The following is a 17,657-nucleotide window of genomic DNA, read 5'->3' on the forward strand; positions in this document are numbered from 1 at the left end:
CACCCCGTCCAGGCCGCCCGTCTAGGATGGGGAGCCGGGAGGCGCGTGTGAGACTGGCGATGACCCTGATGGTCCGCGACGAGGCCGACATCGTCGGCGCGATGCTCGACCACCACCTGGGCCAGGGCGTCGACGTGATCATCGTCACCGACAACGGCTCGGTGGACGGCACGGCGGAGCTGCTCGCCGACTATGAGCGGCGCGGCCTGATCGAGCTGCGCCACGACCCGGAGCACCGCAAGCAGCAGGCGCAGACGGTCACCCGGATGGCGCGCGACGCCGCCGAGCTGCACGGCGCCGACTGGGTGATCAACGCCGACGCCGACGAGTTCTGGCTGCCCGCGGCGCCGGGGCTCACGCTCAAGGAGGCCTTCGAGCGCATCCCGGTCGCGATCCAGGCCTTCGACGTTCCCGTCCACGACATGATCGGCCCGGCGGCGATGGCCGGCAGCGGCCTGCAGCGGCTCGTGCACCGCGACCTGCGGACGACCGAGCAGCTGCGCCGGGTGGGCCTGCGCGCGCACGCCACGCACGACGTCGCCCACATCGGCGACCCGGCCGTCGAGGTCGTCCAGGGCAACCACTTCGTGAACCTCGAGAACCGCGGAGCGGTCCCGGCCGGCGCGGAGATCGAGGTCCTGCACTTCCCGTGGCGCTCCTGGGACCAGTACGCCAGGAAGGTGCGCAACGCCGGCAGCGCCTACGAGAACTCTCAGCTCACACCCAGCCCCAACCACCACGGAATGCGCGACTACCGGCGGCTGCTCGACGGCGTGCTCCTCCCGCTCTACCTGGTGCGCCACCCGGACGCCGACGAGCTCGAGGCGGGTCTAGCGGACGGCACGTTCGTCACGGACCGGCGGATCGCCGACGCCGTGCCGTCCCCGGTCGCCGACCGGCCGCTGGACGAGGAGTCCGCCGCGGCGCAGCGGCCGATGGGCCTCGCGCTCGCCGACCTGGACCGCCAGGTGGCCGACGCGGCGGACCGGGCGAACCGGGCGGAGGCCGACGCCGCCGTCGCGCGCGAGGAGCTCCGCCAGGCCAGGGAGCAGCTCGCCAGGATGGCGAACCGCCGCGTCGTGCGCCTCACCGACGGCGCCGCCCGGCTCCTCCGGCGGCGCTGACCGACGGGTCCGTCCATCTTCCTCTCCGGGCGCAGTGGTAACCTGCCCAGCGGCTAGGAGCGCTCGGAACGCGGTTGCGTACTCGCGGTCGCGTATGGGGGCCACCACGACGACGTCGGCGCGCGAGCACGACGCGCCGCAGGAACAGGAGAGCAGACATGTCCGTCACCGCGCCGTCACCGGCTCCACGCAGACGGATCCTTGTCGTCACGCCCGACACGCTGGGCGAGCTCATGGCCGGCCCCGCGATCCGCTCCTGGGAGATCGCCAAGGCGCTCTCGGCGACCGCCGACGTCCGGCTGGTCTCGACCACCAAGTCCACCATCTCGGCCGACGCGTTCCACGTCGCCTTCTCCGACGAGGCGGCCCTGCGCGGCCACGTCGAGTGGGCGGAGGTGCTGGTCTTCCAGGGCCACATCCTGCGCAGCTACCCGTGGATCAAGGACACCGACACGATCATCGTCGCCGACATCTACGACCCGATGCACCTGGAGCAGCTGGAGCAGGGCAAGGACCTGGAGCCGGTGGACCGCCTGGCCGTCGCGATCGACACCGTGGAGGTCCTCAACGACCAGCTGGAGCGCGCCGACTTCCTGGTCTGCGCGTCCGAGAAGCAGCGCGACTTCTGGCTCGGCCAGCTCGCCGGCCTCGCCCGGATCAACCCGGCCACCTACGACCGCGACCCCAGCCTCCGCACGCTGCTCGACGTCGTGCCGTTCGGCGTGCAGAATGAGCCGCCCGTTCAGAAGAAGCACGGCATCAAGGGCACGGTCCCCGGCATCGGGCCGGACGACAAGGTCATCATCTGGGGCGGCGGGATCTACAACTGGTTCGACCCGCTGACCCTCATCGACGCCGTCGCGATCGCCCGCGAGGCGCACCCCGACCTGCGCCTGTTCTTCCTCGGAGCGGCGCACCCCAACCCGAACATCCCCACCATGCGGATGGCCGTCGCCGCCCGCGAGCGGGCCGAGGAGCTCGGCCTGCTGGGCGAGACGGTCTTCTTCAACGCGTCGTGGGTGCCCTACACCGACCGCGCCGACTTCCTCCTGGACGCCGACCTCGGCGTCAGCACGCACTACGAGCACCTCGAGACGGCCTTCAGCTTCCGCACGCGCATCCTCGACTACCTGTGGGCGTCGCTGCCGATCATCAGCACGGACGGCGACACCTTCGCCGGGATCATCCGCGAGCACGACCTCGGCCGGGTCGTGGCGCCGGAGGACCCGCACGCCCTGGCCCGCGCGATCGAGGAGCTCCTCTACGACGGCGACGCCCGCGCGCGCATCGCCGCCAACATCGCCGAGTACTCCAAGGACCACACCTGGGAGAAGACGCTGCAGCCGCTGCTCGCGTTCTGCGCCGATCCCAGCCCGGCCCCCGACCACGTCCAGGGCATCGTCTCCGAGCGCACGCGCATCGCGAACGACCTCCGCACGCGCATCGCCGGCCTGGAGTCCAGCTCGTCCTGGCGGGTCACCCGGCCGCTGCGCACGGTCTCCACCTGGGCCTCGCGGCGGGGCCGCCAGCTATAATCTCCCCAGTTCCCGAAACAGAATTGACGACTGAATGACAGCACAGGATCGATACCGCGCGCTCGCGACAGAGCGCATGGTGACGGTCGGCGGCGACGACAAGTCCGGAGGGTCGTGGGCATCGCTCGTCGACATCTTCCGGCACAGGGAGCTCCTCTCGCTCCTGGTCCGCCGCGATCTCAAATCGCGTTACAAGGACAGCGTCCTCGGCTTCGTCTGGACGCTGGTGCGCCCGCTCACCCAGCTGCTCATCTACGCGATCGTCATCGGCAAGGTGCTCGGCGCCGCCAAGAACATCCCCGACTTCGCGATTTACGTGTTCACCGGCCTGACGGTGTACGCGCTGTTCTCCGAGATCATCAGCGGGACCACCGCGTCCATCGTCGGCAACGCCGGGCTGATCAAGAAGATCTACCTGCCGCGGGAGATCTTCCCGCTGGCGAGTGTGGGCTCCGCGATCTTCAACTTCCTCATCCAGTTCGTGATCCTGCTCGGCGCGACCATCGTCATCGGCAAGCCGCCGCTGCATCCGGAGACGTGGTACCTCATCCCGTCGGTGCTGCTGCTGCTCGTATTCGGCACGGCGTTCGGCCTGCTGCTGTCGGCGGTCAACGTGTACCTGCGCGACATCCAGTACCTCGTCGAGGTCGTCCTGCTCCTCCTGCTCTGGGCCTCCCCCATCGTCTACTCGTGGACGATGGTGAAGGACGCGCTCGGCCACGGCCTCGCCCTCGACATCTACACCGACAACCCCGTCACCCTGGCCGTGCTCGGCTTCCAGAAGGCGATGTGGGTCGGCGGCCAGGGCGTCGCGGAGTACCCGGACTTCCTCCTGGGCCGGATGGCGATCGCGTTCGTGATCGGCGTCGTCCTCCTCCTCGGCTTCCAGCGCGTGTTCTCGCGGCTGCAGGGCAACTTCGCGCAGGTGGTGTGAGATGACCAGCATCGAGACCACCAGCACGGAGTCCACCGAGACCCCTGAGATCGTCCGCGTGACGAACGTGTCCAAGCGGTTCGTGATCCGCAAGGACAACTCGCTCAAGGAGCGCCTCGTCGCCTTCGGGCGCGGGCGCCAGCACCGCGAGGAGTTCTGGGCGCTCAAGGACGTGACCGTCGACATCCAGGCGGGACACACCGTCGCGCTCATCGGCCACAACGGCTCCGGCAAGAGCACGCTCCTCAAGGTCATCGGCGGCATCATCGAGCCGAGCAGCGGCAGCGTCGCGCGCCGCGGCCGGATCGCCGCGCTGCTCGAGCTCGGCGCGGGCTTCCACCCCGACCTCACCGGGCGCGAGAACGTCTACCTCAACGCCTCCATCCTCGGGCTCAGCCGCGAGGAGACCGAGTCCAGGTTCGACGAGATCCTGAGCTTCTCGGGTATCGGCGACTTCATCGACACGCAGGTCAAGTTCTACTCCTCCGGCATGTACGTGCGGCTCGCGTTCGCGGTCGCCGTGCACACCGACCCCGACCTGCTGCTCGTGGACGAGGTGCTCGCCGTCGGCGACGAGGCCTTCCAGCGCAAGTGCCTCGACAAGATCCGGTCCTTCCAGGAGGAGGGCCGCACGATCATCCTCGTCACCCACAACCTGAGCCAGGTCACCGAGCTCGCCGACCGCGCCATCCTGCTCAACCGCGGCGAGGTCGTCTACGACGGCGAGCCGGGCGGAGCGGTCACCCAGTTCCGCAACATCCTGGAGGGCCGCCGCGTCAAGGAGGCCGAGGCGGAGGCCGCCGTGCAGGTCGCGAAGGGCGTCGACCCCGTGGTCGAGCACGGCAGGGTCGTCTCCGCCGCCGCCTGGGCCGAGGGCCGCGAGCCGGGCGAGCCCGTGCAGCCGGGCGACGACCTCCGCATCGAGGTCACCCTGGAGCACGACACCGGGATCACCGACTGGATGTGCGCCATCCAGATCGACAACACCCTGGGCCAGCCCGTCTACGGCACGACGACCACCCGCGTCGGCTCGGCGCTCACGCCGCTGAAGGAGCGCCGCACGGTCGCCTTCGTGCTGCGCGACGCCCGGTTCGGCGCCGGCAAGTACTTCGTGAACGCCTCGCTGATGGACAGCGCGGGACGCCACCTCTCGGACATGCCGCAGGCCTGCTCGTTCGACGCGCCCTACTATCCCCTCGCGGTGGGGATGGTCCACGCGGTGCCCGAGGTCGTCGAGCCGTCCGCGTGAGGGTCCTGGTCGTCACGGTCGCCTACAACTCGGCTGACACGATCGACGCGTTCCTGGAGTCGCTGGCGGAGGCCGGCACGGTGGACGAGCTCGTCGTCGTGGACAACCACTCCGAGGAGGCCGGCGTCGTCGGCGAGCGCGTGCGCGCGGCGGGCGGCACCTTCGTCGCCCTCGACCGCAACCTCGGCTACGGCGGCGGCGTGCGAGCGGCGGTGGACGCGGCCCGGCACGATCCCGACCTCATCCTGGTCGCGAACCCCGACGTGGTGTTCGCCCCCGGCGCGATCGACGCGCTCGCGGCTGCGGCCGAGCAGACCCCGGACGCCGGCTCGCTTGGCCCCAAGATCCTCGACGCCGACGGCACGGTGTACCCGTCCGCGCGCCGGCTGCCGTCGCTGCGGACCGGCGTCGCGCACGCGCTGTTCGGGCGCATCTGGCCGTCGAACCCGTGGACGGTGCGCTATCGCGCCGAGAACGAGACGGAGACCCGGCGCTCCGCCGGCTGGCTCTCCGGCGCCTGCCTGCTGATCCGGGCGAGCGCGTACCGCGACGTGAACGGCTTCGACGACGGCTACTTCATGTACTTCGAGGACGTCGATCTCGGCGACCGGCTCGGCCGGGCCGGCTGGCGCAACCTCTACGTCCCGGAGGCGGTGGTCACCCACACCGGCGCGCACTCCACCTCGCGCGTCCGGCGCACGATGGAGAAGGCGCACCACGACAGCGCCTACCGCTACCTCTCCCGCCGCTACGCCGCCTGGTACTTCGCGCCGCTCCGCCTCGCCGTGCGCCTCGGGCTCTGGGGGCGGCTCTGGTGGGTGTCGCGGTGAGCGGCGCGCCGGTGAGCGCGCCGGTCGCGTTCGTCCGCCGGGCCCGCTCCGCGCTGGACTGGCGGATCGCCATGCGCCGCTACCGGGCCGGACGGTTCCGGTCCAGGACGCTCCTGCGCGGCCGCGGAGGCGAGCCCGGCGCCCCGGCCCCGATCGCCGTCATCGTCTGCCTCTGGAACCGCAGGGAGCGCATCGACGCGCTGCTCACGCAGCTGGACGCCCAGCAGGGCCCGCGGGTGCGCCTCCTGCTCTGGAACAACCGGCCGGCGGACGACGACTTCTACCGGGAGCGGATCGCGGCCTACACCCCGCACGGCGCCCTCGCCGAGGTCTCGCTGGTCAGCAGCCGGGTCAACGTCGGCGGCCTCGGCCGCTTCTTCATCGCCCGGCGGCTGCGCACGGAGGGGTACCGCGGCACGTTCGTGATGCTGGACGACGACCAGGACGTCAGCGACCACTTCCTCGCCGACCTGCTTGCCGCCTCCGGCCCGCACACCATCGCCGGCTACTGGGCGTGGACCATGTCCGGCGACTACTGGGCCCGCGTGCCCGCCTTCCCCGGCGACCGGGTCAGCTACGTCGGCACCGGGGGCTGCGCGTGCGACATCGACATCGTGGCCGACCTGTCGTTCTTCACCGAGCTGCCGCGCTACTTCGCGTTCCTCGAGGACATCTGGATGTGCGGCTACGCCCGCAAGCGCGGCTGGCTGCTGCGCAAGGTCGACACCCCGGTCGAGTTCGTCCTGGACGAGACCAACCAGCACCACACGCTCGCCGAGCGCAAGGCGGAGTTCTACCGCTACCTGCAGCTCGACGACGCGGTCTGAGCCCGCTCAGCACGGTTTCCTGTGCCCGCTCAGCAGGGCTTCCTGTGCCCGCTCAGCAGGGCTTGAAGGCGGCCACGTCCGGCGCGAGCGCGGTCGTCCCTCCGATGAACACCACCTTCGTGCTCCGCATGGTCACGATGTCGTTGCCGATCGCGCGCGGCAGGCACCAGCCCGGCGTGATGAACAGCGGCGACTTCGTCCCCCCGGCGATCGTCGACCCCGACAGCGCGTCCGGGAAGTCGATGCCGGACGCGATGTAGACCGTGGAGGCGGTCGGGAACGCGCGCGAGTTCACGATGTGGCTGGTGTCGTAGCGGTCGCCGCCTCCGACGCGGGTCGGCGCGGCGCCGATCGCCTGGAGCGAGGTGTCGAACGCCGGGGCGATGGCGTTCACGCCGCCGACGATCGTCGCGCTGGTCAGCTTCGCCGTCGTCACGTACGACGACGTCGGGGCGTCCGCGGCGCCGTAGCCGGTGACCAGGATCACCGGCTGGTTGGTGGCCGCCGCGGCCGACGCGGCGGAGAGGGCGTCCGGGAACGCCAGCCCGCTCGCGAAGTAGGCCCCCTTGGCCGCCGGGAACGCGTACGCGGCCAGGGCCCGGGAGGTCTCGAACCGGTCGCCGCCCGCGACGCGCACGATGTTCGGCTGGATGCCCGCGAGCGTCGCGTACACCCCGTCCGTGATCGAGGAGGTGCCGCCGACGACGACGATCTTCTTCGGCGCCAGGCGCTTGACCTCCGCGAGGGTCGCCGCCGGGAGGCCGCCCGGCATGCTCAGCAGCAGCGGTCCCTTCTGCGCCGCGGCCGCCGGAGCGGCCGAGATGGCGTCGGGGAAGTCGATGCCCGAGGCGATGTAGACGACAGGCACACCGGGCGTCGGGTACGCGGCCTGCGAGATCACGGTCGACGTCGTGAAGCGGTCGGAGCCCTGCAGCCTGCTGGTCGCCGGCGTGCCGCCCGCCGCGGTGGAGAAGAACACCGTGCGGCAGCCGAAGTCGGCATTCCCCGCGGGGTTCTGCGGGAGCGCCAGCGCCGTGACGCAGGCGGAGTACTGGCCGTCGCCGCTGCGCGGCACGCTGGCGCTGAAGCCGTGGGCGGCGCCGGCGGACGGGTAGGCGTTGCCGACATCCGGCCGCGTGCCGTTGGCGGCCACCGTCGTGGTGCTGACGCCCGCCGGGGTGTTCCAGGTGATCTGGACGCTCGCGACGGCGTTCATCACGCTCTGGTCGATGGCCCATCCGGCGACCGTGAACGTGGTGGAGCCGAGCGCCGCCGACTCGTAGTTGCCGATCGGCGGGACGCTGGCGTTCGTCGGGCCGAACCAGTCGGTGTAGAGCCGCCAGAAGTTGCGGTTGCCGTAGGCGGAGCAGGCGTCGCCGGTGCCGTACAGGTTCGCGAGGGCCGCGGCGTTCGGCTGGTACGGCGTGTAGTAGTACAGAGCCGCGGTGGCGGCGTTGCGGATGAAGACGGGGCTCGAGCCGCAGGTCGCGTCGGGGCTGTAGCGGACGGCGGTGGTCTGGCCGACGGGGAACCAGGTGAACGCGTTGCTCGTCCCCGGCGGGTTGCCGTAGCGCTTGTACTGCCAGGCCGCCATGTAGACCTGGTTGTAGAAGCCGTAGTACTGAGTGTCGCAGGCCGACGTGTCCGGGCAGGCGTACCCGGTGGCCTTCATGTACTGGCCGGTGGTCGGCCAGTCGTCGGTGACGAGGCTCTGCTCCTTCTCGAGCAGCACGAGCAGCACCTTCTGGCTGATCCCGCAGGCGACGCCGACCTTGTAGACGATGGTCGCGGCGGTCTCGTTGGCCGCACCGGTGTACGGCCCGCACATCGCGTCCCCGGCCCGGGAGGTCGTGGAGACGGCGTAGTCCTTGAGGCAGGTGTAGCCGGCGCGGCAGGAGCTCACCTTGCTGTTCAGGAACGTCTGGATCGTCGAGACGGAGAGCGCCTGGCCCGCGTAGAAGTTGTAGTCGCTGATGATGTAGCCGGGGTCGAAGCTCGACGCGACGGCCGCCTTCACCGGACCGCCCACCGGCGCTGCCGTGGCCGGGGCCGGGGCGGCGGCGCCGACGATGACTCCGGTCACCAGCACGGCCAGGACCGCGACCGCTGCGACCAGCGGGCGGACGGAGCCTCGGACGGTCACGGGACCACTCTCCCTCAGCACAGCGTCAACGAGTCGATGGCGGGGCCGAGTGCGGCCGTTCCGCCGAGCGCGGTGAGGCTGGTCGCTCCCAGCCGGCCCATCTCGGAGGCGACGGACGCGGGGATGCAGCCCGGCAGGCTGATGTAGAGCGGGTCGCCGCGGTTGCCCGCGAGGGCGGACCCGGCGAGCGCGTCGGGGAACGCCACCCCGGACGCCAGCTCGACGTTCGCCGCCGAGGCGAAGGCGTCCGCGTTGACCGCCTGGGCCGTCGCGAAGCGGTCTCCCCCGGCCAGTCGCGTGACGGTGCCGTGGCCCGAGAGCGACTGCACATAGCTGTCGGCGATGACGTTGACGCCTCCGACGACCTTGATCGCGGTCGGGTGCAGGCGGTCGATGGCCGCCAGGGTGCCCGCGTCGGCCGTGCCGCCGCCCGGCACGAGCAGGACCGGACCACCGGCGTGGCTCGCGGCGGCGCCCGCGGACAGCGCGTCGGGGAAGTTGCCGCCGGAGACCAGGTACACCGACGAGGCCGTGGAGGTGAACGCCTTCGTCGCGACGGCCTGCGCGGTGCCGAAGCGGTCGCCGCCGTAGGCGCGCTCGGTCGGCGCGATCGCGTTCAGGGAGGTGAACACATCATCGGACACCGCGTTGGGGCCGCCGACGACGAGGATGTGGTCGGGGTGCAGCCGCTGGACCTCGGCCTGGACGCTCGCCGGCAGGTAGCCGGGCGCGGTGAGCAGCAGCGGTCCGCCGAGCTTGACGGCGGCAGGCGCCGCGCTCAGGGCGTCCGGGAAGGCGACGCCGTTGGCGATGACCACGTACGGCACGTGCGCAGGGGACGGGAACGCCGCCTGCGACATCTGCACCGACGAGTCGAAGCGGTCGCCGCCCGCGATGCGGGACGCGGTCGGCTTGGGCACGACCTGGAGGCTGCCGGTCGCCGGCGCCGAGACGGAGTTCGCGCCCCAGCTCGCTACGAGCTTGTAGCTGTGGGTGCCCGCGGCCGGGAGCGGGAACGACCAGGCGCCGGTCCCGTCCGGGTGCGTCGTCGCGCTGGGCACGGCGGCGCCGTCCCAGTACAGCGAGACGGTGGTCTGCGCGTTGGCGCCCGGCACCTGCCCGGAGAACGTGCCGCCGGTCCACACGGTCGCGGGGGTGCTCACGACGGGCGTGGAGACGGTCACGCCGAGTTCCCAGTCGGTCTGCACAGCCTCGATGCTGTACGGGGTCGCGGACTTCATCGGGAAGAAGACGGATAGCTCATTGCCCGGAGTGCACGCATGCTCGTTCTCCCCATGAGAACTTCCGGTGGTCGTCCCCAAAGCGAACCCACCGAGCATCGCCGCACCGCCGCTGTCACCAGCCAGGACACACGCAGAGGTGACGATCGAATTCACCTGTGGATAGGTGCTATCGGGGCCGACGGTCACCGTCTCATCGACGTCCATGATGGTTCCGCAGGTCCATCCGGTCGTCGAACCAGATTTGCACATCGAAGCACCCTTGATGGCGGCCGCGTCGCCACGGACCGCGAGAGGGCTCGCAGCCACGTCTCCAGGCCCTCCGCCCCAGGTAGCGACAGCGAAGGGGTTTGCGTAGTAGCCGGTGTTCGTCACGTTCACCCGGGCGGTGTCGACATTGTTTCCGAACTGGCTCACACCAGCGACGGATCCCATCGTCTGGTCGAATGACGTCTGGGCGCCGGTCACGGTCGGGCGCGTCTGGGTGATCCCCAACACGTTGCCCGAATAGCCGGCGACGCAGTGGCCCGCTGTCACGAAGTCGGTCCGCTTGGCCGGGCCGTAGCCGTTGAAGCCGACCGAGCAGCGGTAGCCGCTGCTGCCGGAGATGTAGCCCCACGCCGTCCCGCCGTTCGCGGTCTGGTTGGCGGCATTGAAGTGCTTGCCTTCGTACGGTGACGGCTCTTTCGCCCCCACGCTCACCTGGGCGCCGGTCGCCTTCGCCGCGGCCACGTCCGCCGCCGAGGCCACCCGCAGCCGCAGGGTGGTGCCGTCGATGCGCGCGTCGGTGACCTTCACGCCGCTGTCGCGCAGGTGCTGGACGACGCCCGCGGCATCCGCCGCCGCCGCGCTGTCGCTGAGGTACTGCTGGGGCGTGGTGCCCAGGTCGCGCTCGACCGCGTCCGCCAGCGCGGGCGGCAGCTGGGCCGCCGCCGCGGCGAAGCGGGATGCGGAGTAGTCGCCCATCTTGGTCGGCGTCGGCGCGTGCGACGGGCCGTTCGGAGTCCCCGTAGCGGCCGGCGCCGCCGCCGTCGCCGCCGGTGCGCCGACCCCCACGGCGAGCAGAGCTCCGGTCAGAGCCAACACCGAGACACCGGCGAACATCGAACGCGCAGAAACCACTGGGCCAGCCCTTCTCCGGCTCCGCGTCGAGCCACGGAGTCGCAGCTAGCTAACCACAGCGAACGCCGCGAAAACCGGCGTCACTCGGGGATTCACCCCATTGGGGGGTAGCCACGGGGGGTACCCCTCAGCCGAGCAGGCCCTTCAGATACCGGCCGTAGCCGCTCTTCACCAGCGGCGCCGCCAGCTCGGCCAGCTGGGCGTCGTCGATCCAGCCGGCCCGCCACGCGATCTCCTCGACGCAGCCGACCTTGAAGCCCTGGCGGTCCTCGATGACGCGCACGTACTCGGACGCCTGCATCATCGACTCGAACGTCCCGGTGTCCAGCCACGCGGTGCCGCGGTCCAGCACCTGCACCTGCAGCTTGCCGGACTGGAGGTAGCGCTCGTTGACCGTGGAGATCTCCAGCTCGCCGCGGGCGCTCGGCTCGATGGTCTTCGCGATGCCGACCACGGAGTTGTCGTAGAAGTAGAGGCCGGGCACGGCGTACTTGCTCTTCGGCACCGCCGGCTTCTCCTCGATGGAGAGCGCGGTGAAGTTGTCGTCGAACTCCACGACGCCGTAGGCCGTGGGGTCGCTGACCTGGTAGGCGAAGATCAGGGCGCCGTCGATGTCGTTGTGCTGGCGCAGCGCCGAGCCGAGGCCGGTGCCGTGGAAGATGTTGTCGCCGAGGACCAGCGCCACCGACTCGTCGCCGATGAACTCCTCGCCGATGATGAACGCCTGCGCGAGGCCGTCCGGCGACGGCTGCACGGCGTACTCCAGCCGGATGCCGAGCTGGGAGCCGTCGCCGAAGAGCGCCCGGAACTGCTCGTTGTACTCCGGGGTCGTGATGATCAGGATCTCGTTGATCCCCGCCATCATCAGGGTCGACAGCGGGTAGTAGACCATCGGCTTGTCGTAGATGGGCATGAGCTGCTTCGAGATGCCCTTGGTGATGGGCCAGAGCCGGGTGCCGGACCCGCCGGCCAGGATGATTCCGCGCATGTTCTTGTGGTCGTCCTTACTTCTGGTCCAGCGAGGCGTAGAAGGCGCGCGCCGCATCCCAGGTCGGGAGCAGCCCGCTCTCCTTCGCCTCGTGGAGGCCGGGGGCGTCGGTGTCCTTGGCGGAGAGCAGCAGCTCGTCCGCCGGCACGGGGAACTCGAGGGCGATGTCGCCGTCCAGCGGGTTGATCCCGTGCTCACGCCCCGGATTGTAGACGTCGGTCACCAGATAGCTCACGGTCGCGTCGTCGGTCAGCGCGACGAAGCAGTGCCCGAGGCCCTCCGCCACGTAGATCGCCCGGCGGTCGGTGTCGTCCAGGAGCACCGAGTCCCACTGCCCGAACGTCGGCGAGCCGACGCGGATGTCGATCACGAAGTCGAGCACCGCGCCGCGCGGCGCCATCACGTACTTGGCCTGGCTCGGCGGGATGTCGGCGAAGTGGATGCCGCGCACCGAGCCGCGCCGCGACACGGACGTGTTGCCCTGCTTCAGGTCCAGCGGGTGGCCGACGGCCTCCGCCAACCGGTCGAACCGGTAGAACTCGAAGAACAGGCCGCGGTCGTCCGCGTGCTGCACCGGGGTGATCTCGTAGGCGTCGGGGATCGAAAGTTCTCGGATCTGCACCCCGGGAGTCTACTGGCAGATGCTGAGCATCCCCACGGCGTCCGCCAGGGCGTTCGCCCCGCCGATCACGCCGATGGTCTGCGTGCGCATCGCCACCTCCGCCGCTCCCGCGCTCACGCAGCCGCCCGGGGTCACCAACAGCGGCGAGCCGACCTTGGCCGCGTAGGCCGCGCCGGAGAGCGCGTCCGGGAAGAGCGCTCCGGACGCGAAGAACGCCGCGGGGGTGGCCGACGGGAAGGCGTCCTGCGAGATCGCGAGGCTGGTGGCGTACCGGTCGGCGCCGCTCACGCGCGTGGCGGTGATGCCCTGCGCCGACAGGCCGGAAAGGTACGAGTCCGGGATCACCGCGCTGCCGCCGACGACCTTGACCGAGGTGACGCCCATGTTCTTGAGCGTGGACACCGTCGCGTCGTCGGGCGTCGGGCCGTTGATCAGGATCACCGGCTGGCCGAGCGCTCCGGCGGCGGCGCCCGCGGAGAGCGCGTCGGGGAAGTTGACGCCGTTCGCGAGGTACGCCTTGCTCGACGACGTGCCGAAGGCGTCCTGCGCGATCGTGCGCGAGGTGTCGAAGCGGTCGGAGCCCGCGACCCGGGTCACGGTCGGGTGGAACGAGAGCCCCTGCAGCTGGGACACCACGGAGTCGGAGAGGGCGAACACGCCGCCGGCGACGTAGATGGTGGCGGGCTTGAGCCGGGTCAGCTCGTTCAGGATCACGGTCGGGACCGCGGTCGGCATCGAGAGCAGCAGCGGCCCCTGGCGCTTGGCCGCGGCCGGGGCGGCGCCGAGCGCGTCCGGGAAGTTGTAGGCGTTGGCGATGTACGCGGCCGGGATGCCGGCGCCGGGGCTCGGGAACGCGGCCTGCGAGACGGCGGCCGAGGTGGCGAAGCGGTCGCCGCCGGCGATGCGCGTGCTCGCGGGGACGGAGCCGGCGGTGGAGGGGCCGTCGTACCAGGCGTTGAAGAGGTACCAGAAGTTGCGGATCCCGTACTCGGAGCAGTTGTCGCCCTCGCCAGGGTAGTTCGCGAGGGAGGCCGCGTTCGGGGTGTACGGCGTGTAGTAGTAGAGCGCCGCGGTCGCCTTGTTCTGGACGGCGACCTGCTTGGTGCCGCAGTTGGAAGGGTCGGTGTGGTAGAGCACCGCGCTGACCTTGCCGACCGGGTAGTCACTGAAGTACGGGTCGGAGCCGTACTGCTTGAGCTGCCAGGCGGCCCCGAACACCTGGTTGAAGAAGCCGGTCGAGGTCGGCGAGTTGTCGCACGACGGGTCGCCGCCCACGTCCGGGCAGTTCCAGCCCGTCGCGTAGTCGTACATCCGCTGGGTCGGCGTGCCCGTGGAGACGAGGCCCTGCTCCTTCTGGATCATCGCCAGCAGCACGACGGGGTTGATGCCGCAGGCGGCGCCGACACCCGCGATGATCTGAGCGGCCGATGCGTTCGTGACGCCCGTGTACGCCTGGCACGCGGTGCTGCTCGCCTTCGACGGCGTCGTCATCGAGAAGGCGTTGAGGCACGACGGCCCACCCGACGAGGGAGCGCAATGGTTGTTCGTCGCCTTCATGTCCAGGAATGACTGGATGCGCGTCTGGTCCCATGCGGTCCCGTTGTAGAACACCGCGTCGCTGACCAGGTCGCCGTCGATGAACTTCGTCAGGTCGGCGTCGGCCGCGGACGACGGCGAGAACGAACCCCGGAGCCCCTCCTCCAGGTTCTTCTGCAGCTGCGCGTTGCTCGGCTGGTCGAAACCTCCCGAGCCTGCGCCGTGGCCGGCATCGTTCGCGGCGACAGCCGGAACCGCTGTGGCCGCGGCGACCGCGAGCGCGATGACGGACGTGACAATGACGCGGAGCACAGTCCGCTTCCCCCCAGAGACCATCTCCGCAGGATATCGGTCCTCAGTGGGCTCCCGTCAACGACCCGGTAGAATCGGGCCGGACATTTTCCGATCTCCCAAGGCAGGTCATACCCCCTATGAAGATTCTCGTCACCGGTGGCGCCGGTTTCATCGGCTCCAACTTCGTCCGCCGCACGCTGCAGGACGCCTATCCGGGCCTGGAGGGGGCCGAGGTCGTCGTCCTCGACGCACTGACCTATTCGGGCAATCTGGCGAACCTCGCACCGGTCGCGGACTCCCCGCGCTACACCTTCATCAAGGGCGACATCCGCGACGGCGGCCTGCTCGACGAGCTCTTCCCCACGATCGACGCGGTGGTGCACTTCGCCGCCGAGTCGCACGTCGACCGCTCGGTCCGCGACGCGTCGATCTTCGTGGAGACCAACGTCCTCGGCACCCAGCAGCTGCTCGACGCGGCGCTGCGCAACAAGGTCGAGCGCTTCGTCCACGTCTCCACCGACGAGGTCTACGGCTCGATCGCCGAAGGCTCGTGGGCGGAGGACCGCCCGCTGGAGCCGAACTCGCCCTACTCGGCATCCAAGGCCGGCAGCGACCTGCTCGCGCGCAGCTACTTCCGCACCCACGGGCTGAACCTGTCGATCACGCGCTGCTCGAACAACTACGGGCCGTACCACTTCCCCGAGAAGGTCATCCCGCTGTTCGTCACCAACCTCATCGACGACAAGCACGTCCCGCTGTACGGCGAGGGCAACAACATCCGCGACTGGCTGCACGTCGACGACCACACCCGCGGCATCGCGATGGTGCTCGTCAACGGCCGCGCGGGCGAGATCTACAACATCGGCGGCGGCACCGAGCTCACCAACAAGGAGCTCACCCAGCTGCTGCTGGACGCCACCGGCAAGGACTGGTCGTACGTCGACCGGGTCGCCGACCGCCTCGGCCACGACCTGCGCTACTCGGTCGACATCTCCAAGATCCAGAACGAGCTCGGCTACCAGCCGCTGGTCCCGTTCCAGCAGGGCCTCGCCGACGTCGTGCAGTGGTACCGCGACAACCGCGACTGGTGGGAGCCGCTCAAGGCCCGCGCGGCGCTGGACAACTGATGCGCGTCCTCGTCGCCGGAGCGAACGGACAGCTCGGCCAGGACCTGCGGAAGGCCCTGGCCGCCCACGGCCACGAGGTGACGGCGCTCGGCCGCGCCGACCTCGACGTGACCGACCGCGCCGCGGCCGTCGCCGCCGCGTCCGGGCACGACGCCGTCGTCAACGCGTCCGCCTACACGAAGGTGGACGACGCCGAGACGCACGAGGACGAGGCCTACGCGATCAACGCGCTCGGCACCGAGAACCTCGCCGTCGCCGCGGCCGAGGCCGGCGCCCGCTACGTCACGGTCTCCACCGACTACGTGTTCGACGGCCACGCCACGGAGCCGTACGCCGAGGACACCCCGCGCGACCCGATCAACGCCTACGGCCGCACCAAGGCCGCCGGCGAGGAGCTCGCGCTCGCGGCCCACCCCGACGGCACGTACATCGTGCGCACGGCCTGGCTCTACGGCGCGGGCGGCGCGAACTTCGCCAAGACGATGGTGAAGCTCGCCGGCAGCCACGAGACCGTGAGCGTCGTCGCCGACCAGCTGGGCCAGCCGACCTGGACCGGCGACCTCGCCGAGCAGATCGTCGCGCTCCTCGAGTCGGACGCACCGTCCGGGGTCTACCACGGCACGAATTCCGGCCAGGCCAGCTGGTTCGAGTTCGCGAAGGCGGTCTTCAGCGCGGCCGGATTGAACCCTGATAGGGTCACACCGACCGACAGCGCGACGTTCGTCCGTCCCGCACCCCGACCGTCCTACTCCGTGCTCGCGCACGGGGCCTGGGCGAAGGCCGGACTGGCGCCGATGCGGTCGTGGGAGGCCGCCCTGGCAGACGCCGCGCGGCAGGGAGTCCTGGACCTGGAGACGAATGACGACACTCAGCGTGGTGGTCGATGAGCTCACCTCGGCCGATACCGGCGGAGCCCGCCGATACACCGAGGAGCTGACCCGTCAGCTGATCGCCACCGCACCCGCGGGGTGCGAAGTGCGCGCGTACGTGTCGAACATCCCCGACGAGCAGCTGGACGAGCTGCGCGCCCTCCTGCCCGGCCTCGCCGACCTGGTGCGCCTCCCGCTCGCCCGGCGGGAGCTCTCGCTGGCCTGGCAGTCGGGCATCGCCGTCGGCGGCATCCGCGGCATGGTGCACGCGCCGAGCCTCCTCGCCCCGCTGCGCAAGCACGACACCATCAACGACGGCGACCAGATCGCGGTCACCATCCACGACGCGCTCGCCTGGACGCACCCCGACACGCTCGGCGCCACCACGGTGATGTGGACGAAGTCGATGGCCAAGCGCGCCCGCAAGCACGCCGACGCGATCGTCGTGCCGACCCACGCCGTCGCGAACAGCCTGGCCGAGTCGCTCGACTTCGGCGACCGCATCCGCGTCATCGGCGGCGCGCCCGCGACGACGCTCCGGCTCCCGGCCGACGCCGACGAGCGGGCCGCCCGGCTGGAGCTCCCCGACGCCTACGCGTTCACGCTGGGCTCGATCATGCCGCGCAAGGGGATCGCCCCGCTGATCCGCGCCGTCGCCCGGCCGGAGGCGCACGACATCCCGCTGCTCATCGCCGGACCGGACCGCTACGGCGACGGCACCGCGACCGGCGTCGCGGCGGCGGCCGGGCTGCCGGAGGACCGCGTGCGCGCGCTCGGCCGGCTCGACGACGCCGACCTCGCTGTGGTGCTCGACCGGGCCACGCTCTTCGTCTACCCGAGCCTCGCCGAGGGCTTCGGCCTGCCGATCGTGGAGGCCTTCAAGTTCGGCCTCCCGGTGATCCACTCCGACGACCCGGCGCTGGTGGAGGTCGCCGCCGGCGCGAGCCTAGTCGTGGAGCGGCCGGCCTCCGCCGAGGACGACGCCGGCTACAGCGAGCGCCTCGCCGGCGCGATCGGCCGGGTGCTCGACGACGCCGACCTGCGCGGCCGGCTCGGCGTGCTCGCCTCCGACCGGGCGCGGGCGTTCAGCTGGCGCGACTCCGCCGAGCGGGTCTGGGCGCTGCACGCCGACCTCTGACGCGCACGCGCACTCCACGCGATTCGTGCCGTATGTCGCGAATCAGCGCCCCATTCCCGCGATTCGTGCCGAATGTGC

Annotated in this window: 14 protein-coding genes; 9 read left to right on the top strand and 5 right to left on the bottom strand. The window is 70.8% G+C overall.

Features of this window, described 5'->3' with window-relative positions; translation table 11 throughout:
• The first annotated feature begins 59 nt into the window (after positions 1–59).
• The 6 genes from HNR13_RS16760 to HNR13_RS16785 all read left to right on the top strand — a co-directional run bounded on the left by HNR13_RS16760 (position 60) and on the right by HNR13_RS16785 (position 6,499).
• Positions 60–1,124 carry a glycosyltransferase family 2 protein gene (locus tag HNR13_RS16760; RefSeq protein WP_179607625.1) on the top strand — a complete coding sequence of 355 codons (1,065 nt, stop codon included), beginning with the start codon at positions 60–62 and terminating at the stop codon, positions 1,122–1,124.
• A 158-nt stretch (positions 1,125–1,282) separates the two neighbouring features.
• Positions 1,283–2,659 (top strand): glycosyltransferase family 4 protein, encoded by a 1,377-nt coding sequence (locus HNR13_RS16765; protein ID WP_179607627.1) that lies wholly within the window; start codon positions 1,283–1,285, stop codon positions 2,657–2,659.
• Positions 2,660–2,693: 34 nt separating this feature from the next.
• A complete protein-coding gene (locus tag HNR13_RS16770) occupies positions 2,694–3,593 on the top strand; it encodes an ABC transporter permease (RefSeq protein WP_179607629.1) in 900 nt (299 codons plus the stop codon).
• 1 nt (position 3,594) lies between these two features.
• Positions 3,595–4,842, top strand: a complete 1,248-nt coding sequence (locus tag HNR13_RS16775) for an ABC transporter ATP-binding protein (protein ID WP_179607631.1) — start codon at positions 3,595–3,597, stop codon at positions 4,840–4,842.
• Positions 4,839–5,672 (top strand): glycosyltransferase, encoded by an 834-nt coding sequence (locus tag HNR13_RS16780; protein WP_179607633.1) that lies wholly within the window; start codon positions 4,839–4,841, stop codon positions 5,670–5,672. The genes HNR13_RS16775 and HNR13_RS16780 overlap by 4 nt, the downstream gene beginning before the upstream one ends.
• Positions 5,669–6,499, top strand: a complete 831-nt coding sequence (locus tag HNR13_RS16785; protein ID WP_179607635.1) for a glycosyltransferase family 2 protein — start codon at positions 5,669–5,671, stop codon at positions 6,497–6,499. The genes HNR13_RS16780 and HNR13_RS16785 overlap by 4 nt, the downstream gene beginning before the upstream one ends.
• A 52-nt stretch (positions 6,500–6,551) precedes the next feature.
• On the opposite strand, the gene HNR13_RS16790 is transcribed toward HNR13_RS16785, so the two are convergent.
• The 5 genes from HNR13_RS16790 to HNR13_RS16810 all read right to left on the bottom strand — a co-directional run bounded on the left by HNR13_RS16790 (position 6,552) and on the right by HNR13_RS16810 (position 14,463).
• The gene (locus HNR13_RS16790; RefSeq protein WP_179607637.1) at positions 6,552–8,642 is read right to left on the bottom strand and encodes a cell wall-binding repeat-containing protein; all 2,091 of its coding nucleotides are present in this window, start codon (positions 8,640–8,642) and stop codon (positions 6,552–6,554) included.
• A 14-nt stretch (positions 8,643–8,656) separates the two neighbouring features.
• Positions 8,657–11,005: a cell wall-binding repeat-containing protein gene (locus HNR13_RS22070; RefSeq protein ID WP_179607639.1), complete on the bottom strand. Its 2,349-nt coding sequence runs from the start codon at positions 11,003–11,005 to the stop codon at positions 8,657–8,659.
• A 127-nt stretch (positions 11,006–11,132) separates the two neighbouring features.
• Positions 11,133–11,993: a glucose-1-phosphate thymidylyltransferase RfbA gene (gene rfbA, locus HNR13_RS16800; protein WP_179607641.1), complete on the bottom strand. Its 861-nt coding sequence runs from the start codon at positions 11,991–11,993 to the stop codon at positions 11,133–11,135.
• A gap of 16 nt (positions 11,994–12,009) precedes the next feature.
• Complete coding sequence (locus tag HNR13_RS16805; protein ID WP_179607643.1) at positions 12,010–12,615, bottom strand: dTDP-4-dehydrorhamnose 3,5-epimerase family protein; 606 nt, start codon at positions 12,613–12,615, stop codon at positions 12,010–12,012.
• Positions 12,616–12,624: 9 nt separating this feature from the next.
• Positions 12,625–14,463: a cell wall-binding repeat-containing protein gene (locus tag HNR13_RS16810; RefSeq protein ID WP_179607645.1), complete on the bottom strand. Its 1,839-nt coding sequence runs from the start codon at positions 14,461–14,463 to the stop codon at positions 12,625–12,627.
• A 119-nt stretch (positions 14,464–14,582) separates the two neighbouring features.
• Here HNR13_RS16810 and rfbB point away from each other — a divergent pair, with 119 nt between their 5' ends.
• Genes rfbB through HNR13_RS16825 form a run of 3 tightly spaced genes read left to right on the top strand, consistent with a single transcriptional unit; the run spans position 14,583 to position 17,579 of the window.
• Complete coding sequence (gene rfbB, locus HNR13_RS16815) at positions 14,583–15,572, top strand: dTDP-glucose 4,6-dehydratase (RefSeq protein ID WP_179607647.1); 990 nt, start codon at positions 14,583–14,585, stop codon at positions 15,570–15,572.
• Positions 15,572–16,459 (top strand): dTDP-4-dehydrorhamnose reductase, encoded by an 888-nt coding sequence (gene rfbD / locus HNR13_RS16820; RefSeq protein WP_179607649.1) that lies wholly within the window; start codon positions 15,572–15,574, stop codon positions 16,457–16,459. The genes rfbB and rfbD overlap by 1 nt, the downstream gene beginning before the upstream one ends.
• A complete protein-coding gene (locus HNR13_RS16825) occupies positions 16,431–17,579 on the top strand; it encodes a glycosyltransferase family 4 protein (RefSeq protein ID WP_179607651.1) in 1,149 nt (382 codons plus the stop codon). The genes rfbD and HNR13_RS16825 overlap by 29 nt, the downstream gene beginning before the upstream one ends.
• Positions 17,580–17,657 lie beyond the last annotated feature (78 nt).

Origin of the sequence: Leifsonia shinshuensis (assembly GCF_013410375.1) — a bacterium.
In the GTDB taxonomy this organism is placed as follows: domain Bacteria; phylum Actinomycetota; class Actinomycetes; order Actinomycetales; family Microbacteriaceae; genus Leifsonia; species Leifsonia shinshuensis.

Bases quoted from the DNA above. Each gene is read 5' to 3' on its own strand.
- rfbD (WP_179607649.1), top strand. From the start codon at position 15,572: ATGCGCGTCCTCGTCGCCGGAGCGAACGGACAGCTCGGCCAGGACCTG.
- HNR13_RS16775 (WP_179607631.1), top strand. From the start codon at position 3,595: ATGACCAGCATCGAGACCACCAGCACGGAGTCCACCGAGACCCCTGAG.
- HNR13_RS16825 (WP_179607651.1), top strand. From the start codon at position 16,431: ATGACGACACTCAGCGTGGTGGTCGATGAGCTCACCTCGGCCGATACC.
- HNR13_RS16765 (WP_179607627.1), top strand. From the start codon at position 1,283: ATGTCCGTCACCGCGCCGTCACCGGCTCCACGCAGACGGATCCTTGTC.
- rfbA (WP_179607641.1), bottom strand. From the start codon at position 11,993: ATGCGCGGAATCATCCTGGCCGGCGGGTCCGGCACCCGGCTCTGGCCC.
- HNR13_RS16770 (WP_179607629.1), top strand. From the start codon at position 2,694: ATGACAGCACAGGATCGATACCGCGCGCTCGCGACAGAGCGCATGGTG.
- rfbB (WP_179607647.1), top strand. From the start codon at position 14,583: ATGAAGATTCTCGTCACCGGTGGCGCCGGTTTCATCGGCTCCAACTTC.
- HNR13_RS16760 (WP_179607625.1), top strand. From the start codon at position 60: ATGACCCTGATGGTCCGCGACGAGGCCGACATCGTCGGCGCGATGCTC.